This is a genomic window from Microbispora sp. CA-102843 (assembly GCF_050936215.1).
Lineage (GTDB): Bacteria > Actinomycetota > Actinomycetes > Streptosporangiales > Streptosporangiaceae > Microbispora.
Genome location: NZ_JBNJNF010000001.1, coordinates 8678703 through 8703788, shown reverse-complemented (window position 1 = coordinate 8703788; position 25086 = coordinate 8678703). Strand labels below are relative to the sequence as shown.

At 70.4% G+C, this 25086-nt stretch carries 27 protein-coding genes and 1 tRNA gene; 21 read left to right on the top strand and 7 right to left on the bottom strand.

Annotated elements, in window-relative coordinates:
* Window positions 1-7: 7 nt before the first annotated feature.
* Both ACQEVJ_RS40405 and ACQEVJ_RS40400 read left to right on the top strand, forming a co-directional pair.
* The gene (locus ACQEVJ_RS40405; RefSeq protein ID WP_346227412.1) at window positions 8-214 is read left to right on the top strand and encodes an excisionase family DNA-binding protein; all 207 of its coding nucleotides are present in this window, start codon (window positions 8-10) and stop codon (window positions 212-214) included.
* A complete protein-coding gene (locus ACQEVJ_RS40400; protein ID WP_433110001.1) occupies window positions 214-1551 on the top strand; it encodes a tyrosine-type recombinase/integrase in 1338 nt (445 codons plus the stop codon). Before ACQEVJ_RS40405 ends, ACQEVJ_RS40400 begins: the two co-directional genes overlap by 1 nt.
* Before the next feature lie 90 nt (window positions 1552-1641).
* Here the strand turns inward: ACQEVJ_RS40400 and ACQEVJ_RS40395 are convergent.
* Window positions 1642-1715 (bottom strand) — tRNA-Gly (locus ACQEVJ_RS40395).
* Window positions 1716-1834: 119 nt separating this feature from the next.
* On the opposite strand from ACQEVJ_RS40395, the gene dcd reads away from it, so the two are divergent.
* From dcd to ACQEVJ_RS40380, 3 genes are all read left to right on the top strand, one after another.
* Entirely contained in the window at window positions 1835-2410 is a 576-nt protein-coding gene (dcd, locus tag ACQEVJ_RS40390; RefSeq protein ID WP_433109999.1) for a dCTP deaminase, read from the top strand.
* A gap of 156 nt (window positions 2411-2566) precedes the next feature.
* Entirely contained in the window at window positions 2567-3184 is a 618-nt protein-coding gene (locus ACQEVJ_RS40385) for a DUF47 domain-containing protein (RefSeq protein WP_030510423.1), read from the top strand.
* The gene (locus ACQEVJ_RS40380; RefSeq protein WP_433109997.1) at window positions 3185-4183 is read left to right on the top strand and encodes an anion permease; all 999 of its coding nucleotides are present in this window, start codon (window positions 3185-3187) and stop codon (window positions 4181-4183) included.
* A gap of 58 nt (window positions 4184-4241) precedes the next feature.
* On the opposite strand, the gene mshD is transcribed toward ACQEVJ_RS40380, so the two are convergent.
* Complete coding sequence (gene mshD, locus ACQEVJ_RS40375; RefSeq protein WP_433109995.1) at window positions 4242-5144, bottom strand: mycothiol synthase; 903 nt, start codon at window positions 5142-5144, stop codon at window positions 4242-4244.
* Between the two features lie 130 nt (window positions 5145-5274).
* Here mshD and ACQEVJ_RS40370 point away from each other — a divergent pair, with 130 nt between their 5' ends.
* On the top strand, window positions 5275-7062 hold the full coding sequence (locus ACQEVJ_RS40370; RefSeq protein WP_433109993.1) for a bifunctional metallophosphatase/5'-nucleotidase: 1788 nt from the start codon (window positions 5275-5277) through the stop codon (window positions 7060-7062).
* 58 nt (window positions 7063-7120) lie between these two features.
* Here the strand turns inward: ACQEVJ_RS40370 and ACQEVJ_RS40365 are convergent, their stop codons facing one another.
* Entirely contained in the window at window positions 7121-7828 is a 708-nt protein-coding gene (locus ACQEVJ_RS40365) for a winged helix-turn-helix transcriptional regulator (RefSeq protein ID WP_433109991.1), read from the bottom strand.
* Window positions 7829-8075: 247 nt separating this feature from the next.
* On the opposite strand from ACQEVJ_RS40365, the gene ACQEVJ_RS40360 reads away from it, so the two are divergent.
* The 11 genes from ACQEVJ_RS40360 (at window position 8076) to ACQEVJ_RS40310 (ending at window position 14850) form a co-directional block, all read left to right on the top strand.
* Window positions 8076-8324: a MoaD/ThiS family protein gene (locus tag ACQEVJ_RS40360; RefSeq protein ID WP_433109989.1), complete on the top strand. Its 249-nt coding sequence runs from the start codon at window positions 8076-8078 to the stop codon at window positions 8322-8324.
* Window positions 8325-8364: 40 nt separating this feature from the next.
* Complete coding sequence (locus ACQEVJ_RS40355; protein ID WP_433109987.1) at window positions 8365-9045, top strand: LmeA family phospholipid-binding protein; 681 nt, start codon at window positions 8365-8367, stop codon at window positions 9043-9045.
* Window positions 9046-9106: 61 nt separating this feature from the next.
* The gene (locus ACQEVJ_RS40350) at window positions 9107-9619 is read left to right on the top strand and encodes a sigma-70 family RNA polymerase sigma factor (RefSeq protein ID WP_406540273.1); all 513 of its coding nucleotides are present in this window, start codon (window positions 9107-9109) and stop codon (window positions 9617-9619) included.
* Window positions 9616-10536 (top strand): anti-sigma factor family protein, encoded by a 921-nt coding sequence (locus ACQEVJ_RS40345; RefSeq protein WP_433109985.1) that lies wholly within the window; start codon window positions 9616-9618, stop codon window positions 10534-10536. The genes ACQEVJ_RS40350 and ACQEVJ_RS40345 overlap by 4 nt, the downstream gene beginning before the upstream one ends.
* 138 nt (window positions 10537-10674) lie before the next feature.
* Window positions 10675-11040 (top strand): TlpA family protein disulfide reductase, encoded by a 366-nt coding sequence (locus ACQEVJ_RS40340; protein WP_433113230.1) that lies wholly within the window; start codon window positions 10675-10677, stop codon window positions 11038-11040.
* 174 nt (window positions 11041-11214) lie between these two features.
* Window positions 11215-11568 (top strand): DUF4395 family protein, encoded by a 354-nt coding sequence (locus ACQEVJ_RS40335; protein ID WP_433109983.1) that lies wholly within the window; start codon window positions 11215-11217, stop codon window positions 11566-11568.
* Entirely contained in the window at window positions 11565-12404 is an 840-nt protein-coding gene (locus tag ACQEVJ_RS40330) for a sulfurtransferase (RefSeq protein WP_433109981.1), read from the top strand. Before ACQEVJ_RS40335 ends, ACQEVJ_RS40330 begins: the two co-directional genes overlap by 4 nt.
* A complete protein-coding gene (locus tag ACQEVJ_RS40325) occupies window positions 12404-12703 on the top strand; it encodes a DUF1416 domain-containing protein (RefSeq protein ID WP_433109979.1) in 300 nt (99 codons plus the stop codon). The genes ACQEVJ_RS40330 and ACQEVJ_RS40325 overlap by 1 nt, the downstream gene beginning before the upstream one ends.
* A gap of 97 nt (window positions 12704-12800) precedes the next feature.
* Window positions 12801-13043 (top strand): AbrB/MazE/SpoVT family DNA-binding domain-containing protein, encoded by a 243-nt coding sequence (locus ACQEVJ_RS40320; protein ID WP_433113227.1) that lies wholly within the window; start codon window positions 12801-12803, stop codon window positions 13041-13043.
* On the top strand, window positions 13033-13467 hold the full coding sequence (locus ACQEVJ_RS40315; protein WP_433109977.1) for a type II toxin-antitoxin system VapC family toxin: 435 nt from the start codon (window positions 13033-13035) through the stop codon (window positions 13465-13467). Before ACQEVJ_RS40320 ends, ACQEVJ_RS40315 begins: the two co-directional genes overlap by 11 nt.
* A 30-nt stretch (window positions 13468-13497) precedes the next feature.
* The gene (locus tag ACQEVJ_RS40310) at window positions 13498-14850 is read left to right on the top strand and encodes a hypothetical protein (RefSeq protein ID WP_433109975.1); all 1353 of its coding nucleotides are present in this window, start codon (window positions 13498-13500) and stop codon (window positions 14848-14850) included.
* Here the strand turns inward: ACQEVJ_RS40310 and ACQEVJ_RS40305 are convergent.
* Genes ACQEVJ_RS40305 through ACQEVJ_RS40295 form a run of 3 tightly spaced genes read right to left on the bottom strand, consistent with a single transcriptional unit; the run spans window position 14804 to window position 17099 of the window.
* Window positions 14804-15769 carry a hypothetical protein gene (locus ACQEVJ_RS40305; RefSeq protein WP_433109973.1) on the bottom strand — a complete coding sequence of 322 codons (966 nt, stop codon included), beginning with the start codon at window positions 15767-15769 and terminating at the stop codon, window positions 14804-14806. The two genes, ACQEVJ_RS40310 and ACQEVJ_RS40305, sit on opposite strands and share 47 nt — an antisense overlap.
* On the bottom strand, window positions 15766-16443 hold the full coding sequence (locus ACQEVJ_RS40300) for a DUF4352 domain-containing protein (RefSeq protein ID WP_433109971.1): 678 nt from the start codon (window positions 16441-16443) through the stop codon (window positions 15766-15768). Before ACQEVJ_RS40300 ends, ACQEVJ_RS40305 begins: the two co-directional genes overlap by 4 nt.
* Window positions 16443-17099 carry a hypothetical protein gene (locus ACQEVJ_RS40295; protein WP_433109969.1) on the bottom strand — a complete coding sequence of 219 codons (657 nt, stop codon included), beginning with the start codon at window positions 17097-17099 and terminating at the stop codon, window positions 16443-16445. The genes ACQEVJ_RS40300 and ACQEVJ_RS40295 overlap by 1 nt, the downstream gene beginning before the upstream one ends.
* Before the next feature lie 145 nt (window positions 17100-17244).
* Between ACQEVJ_RS40295 and ACQEVJ_RS40290 the strand changes: the two genes are divergently transcribed.
* The 4 genes from ACQEVJ_RS40290 (at window position 17245) to ACQEVJ_RS40275 (ending at window position 24569) form a co-directional block, all read left to right on the top strand.
* Window positions 17245-19167, top strand: a complete 1923-nt coding sequence (locus ACQEVJ_RS40290; RefSeq protein WP_433109967.1) for a hypothetical protein — start codon at window positions 17245-17247, stop codon at window positions 19165-19167.
* Between the two features lie 312 nt (window positions 19168-19479).
* Entirely contained in the window at window positions 19480-22569 is a 3090-nt protein-coding gene (locus ACQEVJ_RS40285) for an ATP-binding protein (RefSeq protein WP_433109965.1), read from the top strand.
* 28 nt (window positions 22570-22597) lie between these two features.
* Entirely contained in the window at window positions 22598-23872 is a 1275-nt protein-coding gene (locus tag ACQEVJ_RS40280) for a MurT ligase domain-containing protein (RefSeq protein ID WP_433109963.1), read from the top strand.
* Window positions 23862-24569, top strand: a complete 708-nt coding sequence (locus ACQEVJ_RS40275; protein WP_433109961.1) for a type 1 glutamine amidotransferase — start codon at window positions 23862-23864, stop codon at window positions 24567-24569. Before ACQEVJ_RS40280 ends, ACQEVJ_RS40275 begins: the two co-directional genes overlap by 11 nt.
* A gap of 4 nt (window positions 24570-24573) precedes the next feature.
* Here the strand turns inward: ACQEVJ_RS40275 and ACQEVJ_RS40270 are convergent, their stop codons facing one another.
* Window positions 24574-24936, bottom strand: coding sequence for a DsrE family protein (locus ACQEVJ_RS40270; RefSeq protein ID WP_433109959.1), 363 nt, complete (start codon window positions 24934-24936; stop codon window positions 24574-24576).
* Window positions 24937-25086 lie beyond the last annotated feature (150 nt).

The window sequence follows — 25086 nt, the reverse complement described above, 5'->3', positions numbered from 1 at the left end:
GAACACCTTGGATCAACTGCTCACTGTCCCGCAAGCGGCGGCCCGCCTGAACACCTCGGTCCGCTTCGTCCGTCGCCTGGTGGCCGAACGGCGCATCGAGTTCGTGAAGGTCGGTCGCCATGTCCGCATCTCCGAGTCAGCACTGACCGCCTTCGTCGTCGCGGGCACGGTCGCACCCCTGACGGCCCACGACATCACCGGGAGGGCGGCCTGATGGCCAAGGGCAACAAGCCGAACCATCGCCGTTTCGGCAACATCCGTCAGCTCCCGTCCGGCCGTTATCAGGTGAGCTACCTGGGGCCGGACGGGCGGCGGCGTACGGGCTCCGAGACGTACGAGCGCAAAGGCGATGCCGAACGAGCGCTCACGCTGATAGAGGCCAAGATGATCTCGGGGGAGTGGACCGACCCCGATCGCGGCAAGGTCAAGCTCAAGGACTACGCCGAGACATGGATCTCCCAGCGTCCCGGCCTCCGTCCGCGCACTGTCGATCTCTATACGTGGCTGCTCAAGAAGCACATCACGCCGTACCTCGGCGGGGTCCAGCTCGGCAAGCTCTCGACCGCGATGATTCGGCAGTGGCGGGCCGACCTGCTCGGCAACGGCGTCTCGGTGTCGGTCGCGGCCAAGACGTACCGGCTGCTGCGGGCCGTGCTAATGACGGCGGCCGAAGAGGACCACATCATCCCGCGTAACCCGTGCCGGATCCGCGGGGCCGGCGACGAGCACGCACAAGAACGGCCGGTCCTCACCGTGGCCCAGGTCTTCGAGCTGGCGGACCTCGTGGGCCGTCGCCCGATCGGCAACGTCCGCAAGCTCAAGGACAACGCCTATCGGCTCCGCTTCCAGCGGCACGGGGAGGTGCGCACCCATCCCGAGGTCTTCCGCACCCGAGCGGATGCCGAACGAGCGCTGTGGGCGATGGGTATGGACGGCCGGGCCGACTGCACCCAGGACCGGCGCTTCCGCGCCCTGGTGCTGCTCGCCACCTTCGCCAGTCTGCGATGGGGTGAGGTCAGCGCCCTTCGTCGCAGTGACCTCGACCTGGACGCCGGGACCGTGCGTGTTCGGGCGGCCTTCGTCGAGCGCTCCACGGGTGAACTGGTCCTCGGCCAGCCCAAGTCCAAGGCCGGACGGCGGACCGTGGGCATCCCGCAAGCGATCGTCCCCGCGCTGCGCGAGCACCTTGCTACCTACGTGCAGGACGAACCGGGCGCGCTCCTCTTCCCTGGTGCCAAGGGCGGCCCGCTGCGGCGTAGCGGCTTCAACACCCGTACGCGCTGGGTGGACGTGGTCAAGGAGATGGGCCTTCCCGGCCTTCACTTCCATGATCTGCGTCACACCGGAAACATGCTCGCCGCCGAGTCGGGCGCGGGGCTCAAGGACCTCATGGCCCGGATGGGTCACGACAACGTCCGGGCGGCCATGATCTACCAGCACGCCGTACGCGGTGCCGACAAGACGATCACGGATGCCATCGACCGGCACATCAGCGGAGCCGGTGACGAGGACGAGGGCGGGTCGGCGGCCGTCCTGGTCCCCGTGGGCTAATTGCACGCTAATTGCACGGAAGATCGAACAGGTGCCAGAAATGATCAAGGCCCGGGTTGGGATGTGCTCCCTGACCTGGGCCTTCGTGCGTGGAGCGGGTGACGGGAATCGAACCCGCGCTGTCAGCTTGGGAAGCTGATGTTCTGCCATTGAACTACACCCGCGTGACCGGCTGTGGAGCCCGTCGCTGCCCCTACTGTAGCGGATCCGGGGCGTGCTCCTGCAGTCCCGACGCGAAGATCCCCGATACCCGCCGGTCAGGGGGCCCACTAGCCTTGCACCCGTGCTGCTTTCCGATCGTGACCTCCGTGCCGAGATCGAGTCGGGCAGGGTGAAGCTCGACCCGTACGACCCGGCGATGATCCAGCCGTCCAGCATCGATGTGCGGCTGGACCGCTACTTCCGGGTGTTCGAGAACCACCGCTACCCGCACATCGACCCCGCGAGGGAGCAGTCGGACCTCACCCGACAGGTGGAGCCGGACGGCGACGAGCCGTTCATCCTGCACCCGGGGGAGTTCGTGCTGGCCAGCACGTACGAGGTGATCAGTCTGCCCGACGACATCGCCTCGCGGCTGGAGGGCAAGTCGAGCCTGGGCAGGCTGGGCCTGCTGACGCACTCGACGGCCGGCTTCATCGACCCCGGCTTCGAGGGGCACGTCACACTCGAGCTGTCCAACGTCGCCACGCTGCCGATCAAGCTGTGGCCGGGTATGAAGATCGGTCAGCTCTGCATGTTCCGGCTCAGCTCGCCCGCCGAGTTCCCGTACGGCTCGGACCGGTACGGCTCGCGCTACCAGGGGCAGCGGGGGCCGACTCCGAGTAGGTCGTTCCTGAACTTCCACCGCACCAAGATCTGAAGCGGCTCAGGCAACAAGTGTGTCACGGGAGACGTTCTGGGCAGCGGGAAGGGGAAGAGTAGGTTACAAGCGGGCTTGCATGGCCTGAACTTCGCATTTCCACTGGTAACCCGTACTCTTCTCTGCGGACCGTCCCCGCACATCTGGAGAAACGACGTGCGCCTGCGTCTCACGCCCCGTGAGGACAGCTACTACGACTTGTTCGCCGACTCGGCGAACAACCTCGTCACCGCATCGCGTCTGCTGGTCGAGATCATCAGCGACGGTTCGGACCGGGAGGGTCTGGCCGAGAAGATGCGCGCCTGCGAACACGCGGGCGACGAGCGCACTCACGCGATCATGAACCGGCTCAATGAGAGCTTCATCACGCCCTTCGACCGTGAGGACATCTACCGCCTCGCGTCGAATCTCGACGACGTGATGGACTACATGGAGGCCGCGGCCGATCTGATCGTCCTCTACCAGATCGACCACCTTCCCAAGGAGGTCGTACGTCAGGTGGAGGTCCTCGAACGGGCCGCCGAGCTCACGGCGGACGCGATGCCGCGCCTGCGCTCGATGCAGCACCTCAACGAGTACTGGATCGAGATCAACCGCCTCGAGAACCAGGCCGACCAGGTCTACCGCAGGCTGCTGGCGAAGCTGTTCAGCGGCGAGTACGACGCCCTCACCGTCATGAAGATGCGTGAGGTCATCGAGCAGCTCGAACTCGCCGCCGACGCCTTCGAGCACGTCGCGAACACGATCGAGACGATCGCGGTCAAGGAAAGCTAAGTGGTTCTCGCGCTTGTCATCGGCGTGATCGTCATCGCGCTGGCGTTCGACTACACGAACGGTTTCCACGACGCGGCGAACGCCATCGCCACCTCCGTCTCGACCCGGGCGCTGACGCCGCGGGTCGCCCTGCTCCTCGCCGCGGTGATGAACTTCATCGGCGCCCATCTCGGCACCGCGGTGGCCCACACCGTGGGCAAGGGGATCATCGACGCTCCGGACGGCACCCACGGGCTGCTCATCGTGGGCGGCGCCCTCATCGGGGCGATCGTCTGGAACCTCATCACCTGGTACTTCGGCCTGCCGTCATCGAGCAGTCACGCCCTGATCGGCGGGCTGTGCGGCTCCGCCATCGCCGCCAGCGCGACCGTGCACTGGTCCGGGGTGGTGGAGAAGGTCGTCATTCCCATGGTCCTGTCGCCTGTCATCGGGTTCATCCTGGGCGGCATCATCATGATCATTCTTCTGTGGCTCTTCCGCAAGTCCAACCCGCACCGCACCAGCCGTGGATTCCGATACGTGCAGCCCGTGTCGGCGGCCGCCATCGCGCTCGGTCACGGACTGCAGGACGCGCAGAAGACGATGGGCGTGATCTTCCTGGCGCTCGTCGTCGGCGGATACGCGTCCCCGCAGGGCGACATCCCCGAGTGGGTCATCACGGCCTCGGCCACGGCGATCTCCCTCGGCACGTACTCCGGCGGCTGGCGCATCATGCGGACGATGGGCAGGCGGATCATCCACCTGGACCCGCCGCGCGGGTTCGCGGCCGAGACGGCCGCGTCCACGGTCCTCTACGCCGCCGCCATCGGGTTCGGCGCCCCGATCTCGACCACGCACACCATGACCTCCGCGATCATGGGTGTGGGCGCCACACGGCGGCTGTCGGCCGTGCGGTGGGGCATCGCCGGCAACATCGTGACCGCGTGGGTTCTGACGATCCCCGCCGCGGCCGTCGCCGCCGCGATCGGCTACTTCATCCTCAACCTCGTCCTCGGATAGAGGACGCCCCCATACGAAACGGGCCGGCCTCCCCTCAGGGAGGCCGGCCCGTCGGCGTTCAGCGCCGATACATCACGTCGGTGTTCCACCGCGTGAACCCGAGCGACTCGTACAGCCGGACCGCCGCGGTGTTCTCCTCGTCCACGTAGAGCAGGACCTGGGCGAGGCCGAGCGCGCGCAGGTGCTCGAGCCCGGCGAGCGTCAGCGCCCGGCCGAGGCCCGTGCCGCGCTCGCCGGGCGCGACCCCCACCACGTAGACCTCCCCGATCGGCTCGTCGCCGCCGTGCACCTTGGTCCAGTGGAAGCCCGCCAGGGCGTCTCCCCGTACGGCGAGGAAGAAGCCGGCGGGGTCGAACCACGGCTCCCGCTTCCGCAGTTCCAGGTCGGCCGGCGTCCAGGAGCCCTGCTCGGGGTGGGTGGCGAAGGCCAGCGCGTTGAGTGCGAGCCACGCCTCCTCGTCCCGCCCAGGCTCGAACGTGCGCAGCCGTACGCCCTCGGGCAGGACGGCGGCGGGCAGGGGCTCGGACAGCGGGCGGCGCATCTGCCACAGGGAGCGCACCCGGGTCAGGCCCGCGCCCGCGGCGAGGCGGGCCGCGCCGAGCAGGTCGCCGTGCGCCCACAACCGGAGCCTGCCGCCGGTCGCCTCCAGCACGTCGCCCAGCAGTCGCCGGCCCAGGCCGAGCCGGCGGAACGCCGGATGCACCACGAGTTCGCCGCTCGGCCCTTCCTCCGGGTCCGCCGGATCCAGGTGGGCGAAGCCCGCGACGTTCCCGTCCTTGTACAGCAGGACGGCTCTCGCACCCTGATCGCCCCCGTGATCGCCGCCGTGGCGCACCTGGAGCATCACGTGCTCGTTGAGCGGAGCGACACCGTCGGCCTCGGCGGCCGCCTCCACCAGGGCGAGCACCGCCGCCACCTGCTCGTCATCGAGCCGTTCCGTGATCTCCACGCGTACATCCATAGCTGGCACGATAGGTGAAGGCCCGGCGGGTGCCACACCGGGCTTCGGCAATAGACGCCAGGGGTTCCCTCCCTGAATCGTTATCTTTGCGCCATTTCCTGCTTAGATCCCCGCTCTACTGTCGGGGGTCATGACCCGAGCATCTCTGACGCGACTGGCCGTCGCCGGCGCCGCCGTGGTCGGCGCCGCCGCCCTCACGATGGGCACGGCCGCCGCATCTCCCGCTCCCCAGGCCGGTAAGCCCGACAAGAAGCCCGGTCCCTCCGTTTCCGTCCGGTTGCTGACCATCAACGACCTGCACGGCAACCTGGAGCCCCCGACCGGGTCCAGCTCCCGGATCCTCGACCCGAACGGCGCGAACACCGACACCGACGGCTCGCTGACCGGCATCGCCGGCGCGAAGTACTCGATCGCGGGCGGCGCGTCCTACCTTGCCGCCCACCTCAAGCAGCTGCGCGACGCCAACACCCTCCTGGTGGGCGCGGGCGACCTGATCGGCGCATCGCCGCTGCTGTCCGCCGCCTACCACGACGAGCCGACCGTCGCCCTGCTCGACAAGCTCGGCCTGGCCACCTCCTCGGCCGGCAACCACGAGTTCGACGAGGGCATCGACGAGCTCAACCGCATCATGAACGGCGGCTGCCACCCCGTCGACGGCTGCTCCCCGGCGGGCAAGTGGAAGGGCACGAACTTCGACTACCTCGGGGCGAACGTGCTGAAGGAGAGCAACGGCGACTACGCCCTGCCGCCCTTCTACGTCAAGCAGATCAACGGGGTGAAGATCGGCTTCATCGGCCTGGTGACGCAGACCACCCCGAACATCGTCACCGCCGCCGGTATCAAGGGCCTGCAGTTCACCGAGGAGGTCGCGGCGGCCAACAAGGTGTCGAAGTATCTCGACAAGCACGGGGTCAAGGCGCAGGTCGTGCTGGTCCACGAGGGTGACAACATCACCCCGAACCAGGACCCCAGCTCGTGCCCGGTCGTCCCCGGCAACGGCTCGCGGATCGCCAAGGGCCTCGACCCGCAGATCGACCTGGTCATCAGCGGCCACAGCCACCAGGCGTACGTCTGCAAGGTGAAGGACCCGGCCGGTCAGGACCGCGTCTACACCCAGGGCTCGTCGTTCGGCCGCGCGATCACCCAGATCGACTTCCGGGTCGACCGCAAGACGAAGGACGTCATCCGCTCCAGCGTCGTCGCCAAGAACAACGTGGTGACCCGCACCGTCACCCCGGACGCCGACACCGAGGCGTACATCAAGACCTGGCAGGATCGGGTCTCGACCGTCGCCAACAAGCCGATCGGCAAGATCACGGCCAACATCGGGCGTGGCAGCAACGTCGGCGAGACCCCGCTCGGCGACCTGATCGCCGACGCGCAGCTCGAGGCGACCAAGAACGGCGGCAACGCGGAGATCGCGCTGATGAACCCGGGCGGCGTCCGCACCGACCTGACCTATGCGCAGAGCGGCTCCGAGGGCGACGGCGTCGTGACGTACGGCGAGGCCTTCCAGGTGCAGCCGTTCAACAACCTGATGCAGGTCGTCACGCTCACCGGGGCCCAGCTGAAGGAGCTGCTCGAGCAGCAGATCTGGACGGTCGACCCGGCGACCGGTGGCATCACCCAGCGGATCCTGCAGCCGTCCTCGTCGCTGACCTACACCTTCGACACGACGAAGCCGGTGGGCTCGCGGGTCTCCGACATCAAGATCAACGGCACCGCGGTGACCGACACCCAGCAGATCCGGGTGGCCGCCAACAACTTCCTCATCGGCGGCGGCGACGGCTTCACCGTCTTCACCAAGGGCACGGACCTGTGGAGCGGCCCGCTGGACATCGACGCGTTCGTCGCCTACATGGGCGCGCACTCGCCGATCGCCCCGCCGGTCGCCGGCCGGATCAACCTCATTCGTTGATCACGCGAAATCCGGTAACCATGGAGAAAGCTATGGCCCGCCCCATCGGGGCGGGCCATCAGCGTCTGGCGGGTTCGGCCTCGTTCTGTTCGCCGCGGTCGGGGACGAATCGGTAGCCGACGTTGCGGACCGTTCCGATCAGCGCCTCGTACTCGGCGCCCAGCTTGGCCCGCAGGCGCCGTACGTGTACGTCCACGGTGCGGGTGCCGCCGAAGTAGTCGTAGCCCCAGACCTCCTGCAGCAGCTGAGCGCGGGTGAAGACCCGGCCAGGGTGCTGGGCGAGGTACTTCAGCAGCTCGAACTCCTTGAAGGTGAGGTCCAGCGCGCGCCCGCGCAGCCGGGCCGTGTAGGTCGCCTCGTCGATCGACAGGTCGCCGCTGCGGATCTCGTCGGGGACCTCGTCGGCGGCGGCCAGCGACAGCCGCCCGATCGCCATCCGAAGCCGGGCCTCGACCTCCGCCGGCCCCGCGGTGTCGAGGATCACGTCGTCCACGCCCCATTCCGCCGTCATCGCCGCGAGGCCGCCCTCGGTCACGATCGCCATCAGCGGGCAGGTGACGCCGGTCGTGCGCAGCAGCCGGCACAGGCTCTTGGCCTGAACGAGCTCGCGGCGCGCGTCCACCAGGATGGCGTCCGCCGGGGGCGTGTCGATCAGCGCGGAGGCCTCGGCGGGCGCGACCCGCATCGAGTGCAGCAGCAGTCCGAGTGCCGGGAGAATCTCCGCCGACGGCTCCAGGGCGTTGGTCAGAAGGAGCAGATTGCTCACATGAGCCTCCTCGCACCATGTCGGCTCGGCGCCGTTTGCAGCACTGGAAACCGCGACAGCCGTACAAACACGTAAGGACCCGGGGGCTACATCGCCCGAGTCCATTAATTCGTAGGGTAGCTCACACGAAGTTTGCGTCCAATGTGCGTCACCCGTGTGAACAACACGTCACGTGGTTTACCGCCGTAACGTGGCGGTGACGGAGAGCTTCCGAAGGGTGACGTGAGACAGAGGGGAGCGGCGCGTCATGGCCAGGGGAACCATCCGCTACTGGGCGGCGGCCAAGGAGGCCGCCGGCGTGCCGGAGGAGCCGTTCGACGCGGAGACGCTGGGGGACCTGCTCACGCGGATCTCGCGGAACCCGGCCGTCGAGCGCGTGCTGCGCCGGTGCTCCTTCCTCGTCGACGGCGCCCCGGCGGGCACGCGCGATCCGGCGACGATCGACCTCCCCGAAGGCGCCGTGGTCGAGGTTTTACCTCCCTTCGCCGGGGGATGAGCGACTACTCTGATCGCAAAGGCGCCTTCGGAGGAGTCGGATGCGCAAGTTGGTCGTGGCCGTGGCCCTGCTGGCCATCCTGCTCGTCGTGCTCGACCGGGTCGCCGTTGTCGGCGTGCAGCGTGAGATCGCCCGGCAGATCGAGGCGAAGTACGACCTGGCGGAGGCGCCGTCCGTACAGGTGAAGGGCATACCGTTCCTCACCCAGGCCATCTCGGGCCGGTACGAGGAGATCAGCATCGGCATCGGGAAGGTGGAGCGGGAGGGTGTCCAGCTCGAGCGCATCGACGCCACGCTGTACGGCGTCACCGCCCCGCTCTCCGACCTGATCCAGAACGCCGCGGCCACCGAGATCAGGGCCGACCGCGTGACGGGGACCGTGGTCATCTCCCGGCAGACCCTGTCGGCCCACGCGCCGCGCGGCATCAAGGTCGAGGGCGCCGGCGACGACCAACTCCGCGTCTCGGGCAACGTGCCCGTGCTCGGGAACCAGGTGCCGGTCACCGCCGACATGAAGATCCAGGTGGTCCAGGGCGGGATACGGCTCACGCCCACGAACGTGAAGATCGCCGGCGCCATCCCCGTGCCGAACCCCGAGCGGCTCATCTCGTTCACCGTGCCGGTGAAGAACCTGCCGCTCAACCTCAGGATCACCCGGGTGAAGTCGACGAGCGAAGGGCTCGCGGTCCAGGGCACCGCGTCCGATGTCCCCCTCCGATGACGGCTCACGTGACGATCGTCACACCGCCGAACCATCGCGCCCCGGCGTACGTGATGAGGGTGTGAGTCCAGCCGGAACCGCCGACGAGGAGCTCATACGCGCACTTTGGGAGGATCACGGAGGGCCGCTGTACGGCTACGTGCTGCGGTTGACCGGTGATCCGGGCAGGGCGGAGGACGTGGTGCAGGAGACGCTGCTTCGGGCCTGGCGGCATCCCTCCGGGCTCCAGGGACGCCCGGTTCGCGCGTGGCTGTTCACCGTCGCCCGCAATCTCGTCGTCGACCAGCACCGGGCCCGCAAGTCCAGGCCGCAGGAGATGGGGGACGAGGCGCTCGCCGTGCTGCCCGCCGACGACGAGCTGGAACGGGCCGTCGAGTCGTGGGGGGTGGCGGAGGCGCTGGCCTCGCTCAGGGCGGAGCACCGCGAGGTGCTCCTGGAGACGTACTACCGGGGGAGATCGGTGAAGGAGGCGTCGGAGATCCTCGGCATCCCGCAGGGAACGGTGAAGTCGCGGACCTACTACGCCCTCCGGGCGCTGAAGCTCGCCCTGGAGGAACGGGGGCTGGCACCATGACCTGCGAGGAGGTGCGGATCTCGCTCGGCGCGCACGTGCTGGGGGCGCTCGACGACGAGGAGGCCGCCGAGGTCGAGGCCCACCTGGAGACCTGCGCGGCGTGCCGGGCGGAGCTGGCCGAGCTGTCCGGGCTGCCGCCGCTGCTGGCCCGCGTGTCGGCCGAGGACATCGAGCGCGCCGCCGCTCCGCCGCGCGCCGTACTCGATGGTGTTTTCGCGGATGTTCTCGCGGGTGCTGCCGCGGCGGAGGTCGCGCCCGCGGCCGTGGCGCCCGCCCGGCGCGGGCGCCGGTCCCGCGTGCTGCTGGCGCTCGCCGCGTCCGTCGTCGTCGCGGCCGTGGGCGGCACGGCGTGGGTGTCGGCGGCGCAGAACGCATCGGAGAGGACGGCGGTGGGGTCGGCCGCCGCGGCTCCGGACCTGGCGAGCCGCGCGTCCCAAGGCGAGGCGTCCCAAGATCAGCTGGCCCAGGCTCAGGCGGGCCAGGCCGACCAGCCGAGCGCGGAAGCACTTCAAGAGCCTTTCTTCGCCCCGGCGTCGCCCGCGCCCTCGGCCGCGTCGTCCAAGGGGGCGGTGGCGAGGAAGGTCGAGCCGCCGCGCGCCGACGCGACCGTCACCGCGTCGCCCGAGGCGGGCGGGCGCAGCGGCGACGTACGCATGGCCGTACGGCTCGTGCCTCACGACGGCGGGACGCAGGTCGTCGCGAGGGTCGCCGGGGTCCCGGCGGGCACGGTCTGCACGCTGCGCGCGGTCGCCAAGGACGGCACGGTCTCGACCCTCGGCAGCTGGACCGTGGGCAGAGGCGAGTACCGCGGCCAGAAGATGGTCCTCGAAGGCTCGACGGCGCTGCGGACCGGCCAGATCGACCGGATCGAGCTCGCCGACTCGGGCGGCCGCGTCCTGGTGACCGCCAGGCTGTGACCTCGCCGTGATCCGGCGCGGGAATCAGCCGCGCCGCGCGTGCGGTTGCAGACGGTGATGGCAGGGACCGCGACCCTCGTGGCCGCGCTCGTCCTGGGCGTGGTCCTGGGGCTGGTCCTGAGACGGCGCGACGGAAGGATGCGGGCCGTGCAACACGCCCCGGTGACGAGCGGCGATCTCGGCGCCGACCTCGGCGAGCGCGCCACGCTGGTGCAGTTCTCGACCGCGTTCTGCCAGCCCTGCCGGGCGACCCGCCGGATCCTGGACGAGGTGGCCGGCATGGTCCCCGGCGTACGGCACGTGGAGATCGACGCGGAGTCGCGCCTCGATCTGGTCAGGCGCTTCGACGTGCTGCGCACTCCGACCGTGCTCGTCCTCGACGGGGCGGGCAACGTGGTGAAGAGGGCGTCCGGCCAGCCGCGCAAGGCCGACGTCATCGCCGCGCTCGGCGCGGCCGTGGACGGGGCGTCTCACGCACCGTCTCATCCAGCGGACAAGGTGTGACAGATGCCGAGACGGAAGGTACTGTCGTGGTCATGACTCCCACGACAGAGCTGCTCACGAAGCGGCGAGCGGTGGACTTCTGCCGCGTCGCGACCTCGCTCTGTCGCATGGCCTGAGGGTGATTCCTGCGGCTTCGTGCCGCGTTCCAAAGAATCCTTCAGGAGCATCCCCACGATGCAGATCGACCCTCGTGCTCCGCGTTCCGGCGCGGTCGTGACCACTGCGGTCCTCGCGGTCGCACTGGTCACGCGAAGCCTCTGGTTGTTCGCCGCGCAGGCGAACGTCTTCGTGCTCGGCGCCGTCGGAACGTCGCCGTACGGGCTGGTCTTCCACCGGTTCGTGCAGGCCGCCGGGCTGGGGTTCGCGGTGGTGGGACTGATCGGGTTCGCGGAGGGGATCACCGCACTGGCCTTGGGTGCGACAGCAGCGGCACTGCTGGCCGCCTTCCTCAACGCAGCGTTCGGCTTCCGCCCGGGCTGCGAAACGTACCTGCTCATTCGCCGTCTACAACCTGGGAGAATCCAATGAGCCGCTCCGCCGTTCTGGTGGACGCCGACTGGGTCGAGGCCAACCTCGACACGCCGGGTGTCGTACTCGTCGAGGTCGACGAGGACACCAGCGCCTACGACAAGGGTCACATCCGCGGTGCCGTGAAGATCGACTGGAGGACGGACCTGCAGGACCCGGTCCGCCGCGACTTCGTCGACAAGGCCGGTTTCGAGGCGCTGCTGTCGTCGCGCGGCATCGCCAACGACGACACCGTCGTCCTGTACGGCGGCAACAACAACTGGTTCGCCGCCTACGCCTACTGGTACTTCAAGGTCTACGGCCACGCGAACGTCAAGCTGCTCGACGGCGGGCGCAAGAAGTGGGAGCTGGAGTCCCGCGAGCTGGTCGAGGACGTCGTCGAGCGGCCGGCCACGCAGTACGCGGCCAAGGAGTCGGACAACGACATCCGCGCCTTCCGCGACGACGTCGTCGCCGCGATCGGCAAGCAGAACCTCGTCGACGTCCGCTCGCCCGACGAGTTCACCGGCAAGCTGCTCGCCCCGGCCCACCTGCCGCAGGAGCAGGCGCAGCGCGGCGGCCACGTGCCCACCGCCCGCAACATCCCGTGGTCGAAGGCGGCCAACGACGACGGCACCTTCCGCTCCGACGACGAGCTCCGCGAGCTCTACTCGGGCGCCGGCGTGGACTTCGCCAAGGACACCATCGCCTACTGCCGCATCGGCGAGCGCTCCGCGCACACCTGGTTCGTGCTGCACGAGCTGCTCGACCAGGCCAACGTCAAGAACTACGACGGTTCGTGGACCGAGTACGGCTCGCTCGTGGGCGTGCCGATCGAGCTGGGGGAGGCCCGCTGATGACCACCCAGGGTTGCGCTGCTCCTGAGCAGACCGTCGCGCTGCCGGCCGGCATCGACCTGTCCAACCAGGCCGTGATCCAGGGCGTCGTCACCGGCGCCGGCACGGCGTACGCCCGTCTGCTGGACCACAGCGGCGAGTTCACCGGCGAGGTCGTCGTCTCCGACGAGGGCATCTTCCGCTTCTTCGCCGCGCCCGGCCAGTGGACCGTCCGCATCATCGCCGGCGGCGGCGTCACCAAGGACGTCCCCGTCGAGGCCAAGCTCGGCGAGGTCGCCCAGCTCTCGGTCACCGTCTGATCCACCGCTTCACAGAAGGCCGGTGCGTTCCGCGAACGCACCGGCCTTCTCGGTTTTCCTGTCACCGGCTAGTATTACGTGCTACACGTAATACGTGATGGGAACGGGCGCGATGCGGCTGAACAGCAAGGGGCAGGTCACCATCCCCGCCGAGATCCGCGAGAAGTACGGTCTGCATCCCGGTGACGAGGTCGATGTGATCGAGGTGGGCAACACCCTGCAGATCGTGCGTCGGGAGAGCAGCAGCACGCGGGGTCAGCGCGCCGCGCAGCGGCTCAGGGGCAGTGCGACGACGTCCATGACAACCGACGAGATCATGGGACTGCTGCGTGACGAGTAGCACCCTGCGTGTCGTCCGTGAGCGGGTCACCCTCGTCGATTCCTGCGTCCTGCTCGACGTCGCCACCGATGACCCTAAGTGGGCGGCCTGGTCCGCGGACGCCCTCGCGCGGGCTCTGGACGAAGGACGGCTGGTCGTCAATCCGGTCGTGTATTCCGAGGTTTCAGTCGGCTACGAGAGCATCGAGAGCGTGAACGAGGCGTTGCCGCCCGAGGACTACGAGCGCGAGAACGTCCCCTTCGAGGCGGCCTTCCTGGCCGGGAAGGCCTTGCTCGCCTATCGCAGACGCGGGGGCGAGAAGAGGTCGCCGCTACCCGATTTCTTCATCGGCGCGCATGCGGCGGTGCGGAAATACCGGCTGCTCACTCGTGACACCACCCGATATCGGACCTACTTCCCCACAGTCGAGCTCATCGCTCCGTAGGGAAGACCGGGAGCCGATAGCATGCGGCAGGTGTCCGGAACGTCCGCACTTGCCGCCCCTCGCCAGGATGCCGCGCCGCGCCGGGCCTCCTGGAGGCTGTCGCCGTACGCGCTGCCGCTGAACGCCCTGCGGATCCTCGCGAAGTGCGCCCTGCCACTGATCCTCTGGTTCTCGGCCGGACGGCTGGTGCGGTGGGCGCTGCTCCTGCTGGCCGCGACCGTCTCTCACGGCTCGTGGTATCAGGCCCGGCTGGTCCTGACGATGTTGCTCTTCACGCTCGTCGTGATGACGTCGCTCGCCACGACCGTCGGCATGCTGTACGTCATCCGCGAGGCGCTCCTGGAGACCCAGGCCCGGCGCGCGGGCGGCGAGGCCAAGGAGAGCCTGCTGAACGCTCTCAACCGGACCGCGCTCGTCTTCGCCGGCATCTACACGACCTGGGGGTTCGTCGCCGACGACGCCCGCGAGTTCTCGGGCATCGACATGATGCGGCAGCCGGACCGGTACATCCTCGACGCCGGCAGCGGTGACGACAGCGGGGTGGCGGCCGGGCTGCTCAACCTCGACCCGAAGGTCTCCCTGGTGACGATGGCCGTCGCCTACGTGGTCAAGTGGTATTTCGGCCGCCGCCACGAAGCGGGGGAGGGCCGCTTCTCCGGCATGCTCGCGACATTCGGGGAGCTGGCGTTCGCCTTCTACGGGATCAACGCGCTCGCCACCGCCGTGGGGGCGCGCTCCGACTGGATCGGCCACCGGTCCGCCATCGCCGCCTGGCACGACTTCGCGTCCAGTGCCGAGGACGGGGTCCCGGGATGGAAGCAGGTCTCGGAGTGGCTGGGCGACGTCTGGCCGCACGTCATCGACGCCCTCGCCATTCCTCTCGCGTGGCTGACGGTCGGCATCCTCGTCTACGGCGCGTACGCGGAGGACACCCGGACCACGATCAGGGGAACCCGCCTGGAGGAGGCGGCGGCGCACCTGGAGCGCACCCACAACTGGACGCGTCTCGCCCTCGTGAAGCTGAGCGCGGGCTGGACCGCCCGGTGGATCCCGTTGCTCAACTCCCTGCGCCTGACGGCGCGCGGGGGCGTCGCGCTGTTCGGGCTGTTCGCCCTCTGCTACGTCGGCCTGCACATCGGCGGCGACTTTCTCCTCAGGGCGGGCCGCTATCTCACCGCGAGCGAGGAGCCGTATCTGTGGTTCGCGACCGGTGAACCGGTCGTCTACGTCGTGGACCTGGTCGTGACCCTGGTGACGATGTGCCTGCTCGCCGCCACGTTCGACCTGGCCGCGACGCGGGCGCGGGCGCGGGCGCGGGCGAACGGCGGAGCACCGGTCACCGGCGGAACCGCAGAACCTGATCGTTCTTCTCCGTCGAGGTGAAGGCGTTCTTCACGAAGTCCGCGGCGGATTGATCGGGCACGTCCCGGTAAGTGCTCGGCCGCAGGACGACCTCGACTTCGTCGGCCACGGAGGGCGGGACCACGGCCATCATCTCCAGCCGGTAGGGCGTGCCGATCTTGTTGTCCTTCACGTCGGGTGGCGTCTCGTTGTTCATCATCTCCACCTGCCACGTGCGCCCGGCTCGGTCGGTGAACGTGACCTCCGCCGGCTCCCCGTGACGGATGGCGCCTTCGGCGTCGAGCGCGGTCCTGGTCGCCACGATCTTCAGCCACTGCCGGTCGGACCGCTCCGGCTTGCCGGTGGGGTCCTTGATCTTCTCCACGGTGGCCTGCCACGACACGTGCTGCCAGACTCCCGCCTGGCCGGGCTGCACGACGCGGACGGTGTCGTCGGGGCGGCCGTACTTGTAGGCCTGGTAGCCGAACAGCGTGGGGGCGCCGACGGCGAGCACGACGGACAGCACGGCTCCCCCCGCCAGCAGGCCCGTACGCCGCGCGGGCGCTGTGGACACCGCTTGCGGCTCCGGGGACACCGCGGGCGGCTCCTGGGACACGGTGGGCGGCTCCTGGGGCACCTCCGCGGGCGGCCGCGCGGGCGCCTCCACGGAGGGGGACGCGGGCGCGAGCGCCGCGGGAGGCGGCTGCCGGTTCGTCCGCAGCGCCGGGAAGGGCTGCGTGGACCTGTCCTCCCCTTCGGGCTCCAGAGGCGGCCACACTCGCAGGTCCGTCGGCGGCTTCAGCGTGCCGGGGATGGGCACGGAGGGCGGCGCCGTCGGCATGGGCCGGGACACGGCGCCGCTGTAGGTGATGTCGGAGGGCTGCTCGGCCGGGGGAGCGAACCAGTCCCGGGAGTCCGGGCCGTTCCTCGGCGGGGTTCCGTCCATGGGCGTCTCGGTCATCGGCTCGCGCTCACGAGTGAGTGGTAGTCCTCCGCCTGTGAGATCAGCCGGTCGGCGGCGGCGCCGGACAGCCCCAGGTCGATCTGCGCCTCGGGCGCGTAGTTGTCGCTCACCAGCGGGCTGACGGGAGGGATGAAGACGAGGTCGGCGCCCGGCACCGCGTCTTTCGGCACCTCGAAGACGAGCAGCCCGCTGGACCAGAACCCGGGCTGGATGTACTTGTTGAACAGCGTCAGCGTCTCGTTGACCTTGTCCGTCGGCTGGTAGCGCCGGCCGTCCGCCGTCAGGAGGACGGGGGGACCGAGTTTGCTCAGCTTGAAGGGCTCGCGCATGCTCGTCGCCGAGACGTCGACCAGGAGGAACAGGTTGCTCGTGGCCACCTTGGTCACCTTGTTCGAGTAGTCCGTGGTGTCCACGGCATGGGCGGCCGTGACCGACAGGACCTTGACGGTGAAGCGCTTGGTCTCCACCGTCTCGCCGATCCCGCCTTTGTAGGTCAGGTAAGAGGTGCGCTGCTCGAAGGACATCGCGAAGTTCTGCTGTGCGTACACGGCGGCCGCCGCGAGTGCGATTCCGGCCACCCCGGCGGCGACACGCCGCATCAGTCCGCGCCGGGGCGGCCTGCCGCGCGCGGCACGACGGGCCGTACGGCTGTCCGCCTGAATGAGCGTCATCAGCTGATCTCCTTCCGCACGGGAAGGGTGATCTGCGCGGCCACCTCGGGCTCGAAGGGGCCCTTGCCGTCCTTGTACTCGCCCACGAGCTGCCAGTCATGACCCTGGTTCAGCAGCCCGAGCTGCTCGTACACGAACGAGCCCACGTCGAGGCTGATCTCCGGGGGCGCGGTCGCGGTGGGCTCGAGTTCGTACTTCACCACGACCGTGGTGGTGATCCCGGGATGCAGCTGGTGACTCTCGACGCCGAGACTGAGCACGGAGACCTGGGGGCCGTACTTGGTCTTGATCTCCGGACGGGTCTGCAGGAGAGAGCCGGCGAAGGAGCCGAACGGCGAGTACTTCCCGGAGTCCGGCATGATGCCCACCGAGGCCGTCTTGTCGCCCATGTTGGTGACCTTGAGGACGAGCTCCAGATAGCGCTTGTCGGTGCCGAAGTCGCCCTTCTCCGTGGTGTCGATCGCCTTGATGAACTGGGTGTGGAACTGCCCCTGGTCGATCGTGTCTCCGGGCGAGACCGTGGGCGGGGGCTTGTCCGGGGCCTCCTTGAAGCCTCCGGAGGCGGCGGTGACGCCGATGCCCACCACGGCCAGCGCAAGGGCGACCGGGACGAGGACCGGGCGTCGTCGGCGGGCGCCATTGGGGGATGACGTCATGGCAAGCGATGGTAGTACGACCACACTTGCCCCATTGGTCGCAATGGTTCGGCACCCCGCGTGGAAATACGTCCGAATGGCGAGAAGCGCGCCCTGACAGGGCTTCCAGCTCCTACGCTGTGACGGAGGCGGACATGGAGGGCCCGTGGGCGACCCGCACCCCGAGCATGCCCAGTTGCAGGCGGATCGGATCTACCTGGGCTGGCAGTACGCGCTGCTGTACCCGGATCCCGGGCCGCCGCCGAAGCGACCGGCCAGGGAGGACGTCACCGAGCCTCCGGTGGACACCGAGTGGGTCCACCGGGAGCGGCTCCAGAAGGATCTGCTCAACCGACCGGTCCGGATCTTCCGTACGTTCATGGCCGTGGTGGCCGCGGGGATCCTCGTCCTCGGCGTGACCGGCCTGCTCACCTGGTCGTTCGTGGCGCTGGGCCTGGTGGCCGCGGGCGGCGTGGCCGCCATCTGCACCTACGCCATCCGGCAGGGCGACCGTACGGTCAACGAGCGGCTCGACGAGCGCCGCCGCAAGGCGCTGCGGGAGCAGGAGCGCCGACAGCGGGAGATCGTCACGGCCCAGGAGGAGCACGCCGCGAAATACCGCGACTGGGCCGAGAAGAAGAACCGCTTCGACAGGCAGATCACCTGGTATTCCGTGGCCGTGCCCGACGACATCGACCGGGTCGACGTGGCCGGGGGCACGCTGACCGGCTGGTCGGCGCTGGTCACGCTGATCGGCGCGACCCGGCTCTACAGCGGCGGCCACCTGACCGTGCTCGACCTGTCGGAGGGCGCGATCGCCAAGGACCTCATCGAGCTGGCGCGCAGGGGCGGGGACGACCCGCTCGTCTGGGTGCTCCCGGTGGACCTGCCCCGGCTCGACCTGGGCGCGACGCTCAAGCCCGAGGCGTTCGCCGACGTGCTCGCCCACGTGGTGAGCGTCAGCGAGGAGACCAGCAGGGACATCGGCTTCGACAACGCGATCCTGGAGCGCGTGCTCGAGGTCCTGGGCGAGAACGCGACGATCAGCCAGGTCACCGCCGCCCTGCGGGCGCTCGCGCAGGTGGGCGACCCGCGCGACGACATGAAGGGCGGCCTGCTCACGGCGTCGCAGCTCGAACGCATCGGCACGCTGTTCGGCCGGGGCGTGGCCGACCGGGTGGTCATCGAGCGGGCCTGGGCGCTGGAATCGCAGCTGCGCAAGCTGGAGACGCTCGGCTCGCAGGCCGTACGGCTGCCGCCCGCGCGGCTGCGGGTCGTCAGCATGGACCGGCAGGCGGGGGTCTTCGGCAACCGGGTGCTCGGGACCTACGTCGCGACCGCGCTCACGCACATCCTGCGCCAGTCGCCGGCCAGCGAGCGGCCCTGGTATCACACGATCATCGTGGCGGGCGCGGACAAGCTGCGCGGCGACGTGCTCGACCGGCTCATGGACGCCTGCGAGACCTCGCGCACCGGGCTCGTGCTGACCTACCGCAGCCTCACCCCGACCGTGCGGGAGCGGCTCGGCCGCGGGCACGCGGCGGTCGCGTTCATGCGCCTGGGCAACGCCGAGGACGCCCGGGTGGCCAGCGAGCACGTCGGCACCGAGCACCGCCTGGAGCTCGCCCAGCTCACCGAGACGTTCAGTTCGGCGGTCAACGGCCCCAGCGGCTTCTACACCTCCACCGTCGGCGAGAGCCGTACGGAGGGGGAGGAGAAGAGCGAGGGCGACCTGCGGGAGGACATCACCGAGTCGACCGAGTGGGGGCGGCGCGCGCCCACCGTCGCCGACGGGGTCCTGCAGCGGTCGCGGGAGTTCCTGGTCGAGCCGCACCAGCTCCAGCAGCTCCCCACGACCTCCGTGATCGTCACCTACTCGACGGCGGAGGGACGCCAGGTGCGCCTCGCGGACGCGAACCCGGCGATACTCACCTTCCCGAAGACGACGCTGGGGGAGTTCGAGGAGATCCGCCGGGCCGCCCTCGCGCCCCCGGAGCCCGAGCCGGAGCCGGAGGAGCGTGTGCTGCCCGATGTGCCCCCGAACCTCGGCCCGCCGCCGCCCCGCCTGGACTGGCGCAAGCGGTCATGAGCATGCCTGCGTCCGCTGCCCGATGTGCCCCCGCTGCGCTTGCTCACGGTCGGCCCGCCGCCGCCCCGCCTGGACTGGCGCAAGCGGTCATGAGCATGCCTGCGTCCGCTGCCCGATGTGCCCCCGCTGCGCTTGCTCACGGTCGGCCCGCCGCCGCCCCGCCTGGACTGGCGCAAGCGGTCATGACCGCTCCCGAAACGTCGTATGCGCCCATGACACCGTCCGCAGTCGGTAAGGGCATCGTCAACCGGGGTGTGCGGGCATGATCGTTGAAGGAGTCTCTCCCCTGTTCGTCGTCAACTGAGGGGTCTCATGCAGACGTTCCCCCTGAGCGGGCCGTGGTACCGGATTCAGGCGATCACGGCCCCATCGCGTAGTTCGTCCGCGGAGTGGGACTTCGTCACGGTGCTCCCCGCGGTCCTGTCCGCCGCGCAGCGCAACCGGCCGTTCGTCATCGGCTGGCTGTCGCGGGGTTCGGGCGCGCCGCTGGAGCTCATCACCAACGCGGGACCGCTCACGCCGCCCAAGCCGCCGCGGCGCGCGGCGGCTGCTCCCGAGCCGCCGGTCACCGGCCCGCAGCCGCTGCTGTTCCCTGGCGGCGCGCGCGGCGTGGAGATCGGCGACGAGTGGCTGGCCGACCTCGCCGACCTCGTCTGGACGCCGTGCCCCGGCCGCCAGGCCCCGCCGCTCTACGGCAGGCGCGAGCCGGAGCCCGACGAGCCCAAGCGGCCCACGCTGTTCGAGTCGACGCTGGTCACGCTCATGTCCCGGCCGTTCGCGTGGGTGGTGGTCGCGGAGCCGACCGACCTGCTCGACGCCGAGGTGGCCCACCTGCGCACCCAGCTCAACGTGCTGCGCCAGTATGGCGACGCCTCGGAGCGGTCGCGGTTCGACGCCGAGCGGGCCGAGCGCAGGATGCAGGAGCTGGACGCCTTCCGCGAGGCCGGCCTGTGGAACGTCCGGGTGCTCGCCGGCGCGGCCGGCCCCGACGAACTGCGCCAGATCGCGCCGGTGCTGGTCGGCTCGGTCGAGATGAGCCACCACCCCTACCGGCTGCGCAGCGCGATGTCGCTGCCCGCCCTGACCGGCGACGGCACCTGCGAGTCGGTGTACGGCTTCGGCGAAGCGCTGGCCGTCAACCTGCAGGACTCGGCCGACGGCGCGGCGGCGCCGTTCGCGGCGACGGCCGGGGCGCTGGCCGCGCTCGCCGGGCTGCCGCACCGCGAGGTGCCGGGCGTCCGGGTGCTCGACGCGGGCTTCTTCGACGTGACGAGCGAGACCGAGGTCGAGGGCTCGGTGGAGACCGTCGACCTCGGCGCGATCGTCGACGGGCAGGACCGCGCCGTCGGAACGTTCCGGGTGCCGCTGACCACGCTGAACCGCCACGCCTTCGTCACCGGCGCCACCGGCTCGGGCAAGTCACAGACCGTGCGTCACCTGCTGGAGCAGCTCACCAAGGCGGGCATCCCGTGGCTGGCGATCGAGCCGGCCAAGTCGGAGTACGCCGCGATGGCCGGCCGGGTCGAGCACCTGGCGCCGCTGACCGTCATCAACCCCTCGGCGCCCGACAACGTGCCGATCAGCGTCAACCCGCTCGCGCCCGAGCCCGGCTACCCCGTGCAGGCCCACATCGACATGGTCAGGGCGCTGTTCATGGCGGCCTTCGACGCCGAGGAGCCGTTCCCGCAGATCATGTCGCTGGCGCTGCAGCGCGTCTACGAGGCCAACGGCTGGGACGTGGTCACCGGTGGTGGCATCCCCGGGGCCGCCGTGCAGCCGGCCGTACCGACCCTGGAGCAGCTCCAGCAGCACGCGCTTGAGGTCATCCAGGAGATCGGGTACGGCAACGAGGTCCAGGCCGACGTCGAGGGCTTCATCAGCCTGCGACTGCGCAGCCTGCGCGTCGGCAGCGCGGGCCGGTTCTTCGAGGGCGGCCACCCGGCCGACATCGGCGGCCTGCTCCAGCGCAACGTCGTGCTCGCGATCGAGGACGTGGCCAACGACGAGGACAAGGCGTTCCTCATGGGCACGCTCATCATCCGCATCGTCGAGCACCTGCGGATGCGCGCCCGCTCCGAACCGCGGGCCGAGGACGGCGTCGGCGGCCTGCGGCACGTCATCGTCATCGAGGAGGCCCACCGGCTGCTGCGCGACCGGGGTTCCCAGCGGGCCTCCACCCACGCCGTCGAGCTGCTGGCCGGGATGCTCGCCGAGATCAGGGCGTACGGCGAGGGCATCATCGTGGCCGAGCAGATCCCCACCAAGCTCGTCTCCGACGTGGTGAAGAACACCGCGCTCAAGGTCGTGCACCGGCTCCCGGCCGAGGACGACCGCGCGCTCGTCGGCGCGGCGATGAACCTGAGCGAGGACCAGTCGCGCCAGGTGGTGTCGCTCCAGCCGGGCTTCGCCGCGGTGTTCGCCGATGGCATGGACCGCCCGCTGCGCGTCCAGGTGCCGCTGGGCGAGGACCGCGAGCGCGGGACGCTCGGCCCGGTGCCGCCGATCTGCGGGCGCCGCTCGGCCGCCTGTGGGCGCGAGTGCCGTACGGGGAAGGCGTGCACGCTGGTCGAGCTGCGCGAGGCCGACCTGCTCGCGGTGGCCCCGGAGTGGGCGTGGCTGCGGATCTGGACCGACACGGTCGTCCTGGCGTTCGTGACGAACCGGTCGCTGCCGGGCGTGCCGCGCGTGCTCGCCGACATCTGGGCGGAGCTGCCGGCCAAGCGGCGCGAGTGCCTGCTGGCCACGCTGGTCGAGCGGTCGGTCGCGCGCCGCGCCTGGTCGCTGCGGACGTGGTTCGACCCCGCGCTGCTCACCGAGAAGGCCGCCGAGGTCGCCGCCGGGTTGCTGGCGGCGGGCCAGGCGGACGGCCCGGAGAGCGAGCCGCCGATGCGGGCGGGCGAGCGGCCGGGCGCGGCCTGGGTGATTCCGCAGGTCCGCTGGCTACACGAGGTGGACCGGCTGTTCCCGTTCGGGCATCCCGCGCCCAACCTGCGCACCCCGGCCCCGGCGATGGAGTATCCGCTGTTCGGCACCGATCCCGCCGGCCGGCCGTACCCCCACCAGGGGGTCAACGGCTCCGAGCCGGCCGAGGGCGGGGTCGCGGTCGGCGTGCGCACCGAGCTGCTCGGTCACCGCGCCAAGGCGCTGCGCCACCACCCGCTGTCGATGGAGGTGGACCGCAACCGCGCGCTGGCCTGGCGGGTCATCCTGGGCGACGACGAGCACGAGGGCATCCAGCGTGACGTGACGACGGTCGCCATCGGGGTCGAGCCGCGCGAGCGGGTCAAGTACGTGGCCCAGACGATGAGCGCGGGCTGGCTGGAGACCGTGCTGTCCTGGCCGCGCCGGTTCGTCCTGCCGTTCGACGGCGACACCCCCGCGGAGCTGTCCTTCGGATCGTGACATCCACGCGGCCGACTAGGATCGCGGCATGAGTCAGCTTCCGTTGCGGGCGCAGCTCGCCAGCGCCCTGGGCCGCACGGCCGCGACGCTGTCCAGGGCCACCGGGCGTGGCGACGGCTCGGTGATCGGCGGCAGGGTCGGCCTCATGCTGGAGCCCGACCTGCTGCGCAAGCTCGCGGCCGACCGCAAGCTCGTCCTGGTCAGCGCCACGAACGGCAAGACCACGACGACGCGTCTGATCACCTCGGCGCTGCAGGAGCTCGGCGACGTGGCGACGAACGCGTTCGGCGCCAACATGCCCGCCGGGCACGTGTCGGCGCTCGCCTCCAACAAGGACGCGCCGTACGGCGTGCTGGAGGTCGACGAGAAGTACCTTCCCGAGGTCCTCGACACGACCCACGCCGGCATCGTCTGCCTCATGAACCTGAGCCGCGACCAGATGGACCGGGCGGCGGAGATCTGGCTGCTGGCCCAGAAGTGGCGCCGCGCCCTCGCCGGCAGGCCCGCGCACGTGATCGCCAACTGCGACGACCCGCTGGTCACCTGGGGCGCGTCCACCGCCGCCCGGGTCACCTGGGTGGCGGCGGGGCAGCGCTGGCGCGAGGACTCCTGGTGCTGCCCCGAGTGCGGCGGCCCGCTCGACCGCGCCGGGTTCGGCAACGGCGGTCAGGGCCTCACCCCGGCCCAGATGGCCGATACGAACTGGGCGTGCCGTGAGTGCACCTTCCACCGGCCCGAGCCCAGCTGGGTGCTCGACGGCGAGTACGTGACCGACCCCCGGGGCCAGCACTGGCGTCTGGACGTCCAGCTTCCCGGCCAGGCCAACCGGGCGAACGCCGCCGTCGCGCTGGCGGTCGCCGAGACCCTCGGCCTCGACCCCGGCCGGGCGCTGCCCAGGCTGCGTACGGTCACCTCCGTCGCCGGGCGTTACACGACCGTCGAGAGGGACGGCCGGTCGCTGCGGCTGCTGCTGGCCAAGAACCCGGCCGGCTGGCTGGAGGCGTTCGACGTCGCCGACCCGGCGCTGCCGATCATCCTGTCGGTCAACGCGCAGGGGCCGGACGGCCGCGACACCTCCTGGCTGTGGGACGTCGACTACCGGATCCTGCGCGGCAGGCCCGTCCTCGTCACCGGCGAGCGCCGCCTCGACCTCGCGCTGCGGCTGGCCGTGGCCGGGGTCCCCTTCCAGCTCTGCGACTCGTTCGAGCAGGCGGTGGGCCTCCTCGCGCCCGGCAAGATCGACGTGATCGCCAACTACACCGCGTTCCAGCAGATCCGAGCGGAGTTCGGCCGTGCAGTCTGAATTGTCCATCGTCTGGATCTATCCCGACCTTCTCAGCACGTACGGGGACCAGGGCAACGTCCTGGTGCTGGAGCAGCGGGCCCGGGCTCGGGGCATCCCGACCAGGACCGTCCACGTACGGTCGTCCGACCCCGTGCCGCAGCAGGGCGACGTCTACCTGATCGGCGGCGGCGAGGACCGGCCGCAGATCCTCGGGGCCGAGCGGCTGCGCCGCGACGGCGGCCTGCACGCCGCGATCCAGCGCGGCGCGGCCATGCTGGCGGTCTGCGCCGGTTACCAGATCATGGGCACGGTGTTCGGCGGCGAGGAGGGGCAGCCGGTGCCCGGTGTCGGGCTGCTGGACATCAGCTCGGGGCGGGGCGAGCGGCGCGCGGTCGGCGAGCTGGCCGCCGAGGTGGACCCGGCCCTGGGGCTGCCCACGCTGACGGGCTTCGAGAACCACATGGGCGTGACCAGGCTCGGCCCCGGCGTGCGCCCGCTTTCGCGGACCATCGTCGGCACCGGCAACGGCGACGGCACGGAGGGCTGCTACGCGGGCCGCGTCATCGGCACCTACCTGCACGGGCCTGCGCTCGCCCGCAACCCCGCGCTGGCCGACCTGTTGCTGAGCTGGGTGACCGGCCCGCTGCCCGCGATCGACGACGGCTGGTATCAGGCGTTGCGCGACGAGCGCCTGCGCGCGGTGCTGCCGAGCTGACCGGTCAGTAGATCAACGCCTGCACGCCCTCGCCCAGGGCCTCCTCGACGAACGTGGGGGCCCCGGCGATGCGCACGCCGTCGATCACGTCGTCCACGGTGATGCCCCTGCGGGCGGCGCACTGCGTGCACAGCGTGACCCTGCCCGCGGCGAGCACGGCGCCGAGCATGTCCTCCAGCGGGGCGGCCTCGGCCAGGGCGAACTCCTTGGCCCGTCCCGGCAGCGCGAACCACGAGGACTCGCCGGTCAGCCACAGCGAGACCGGGACACCGCTCGCCAGCGCGGCCGCCGCGACCGTGAACGCCTGGTTGCAGCGCTCCGGGGCGTCCGCCCCAGCCGTCACCTTGATCACCAGTGATCGTGCCATGTCCGTGCCCCTCCCGCCGATCTTTGCCCCGTCGCGTCGCCCAGAGCGGCACCTCGCTGCGTTCTCGTCGTCGCCCGTAGCCTCCGGCTACGAGCTCCTCCTCCGCCTTGCGATGCACCACTCTGGACACCGCTCCGTCCGGGCAAATCT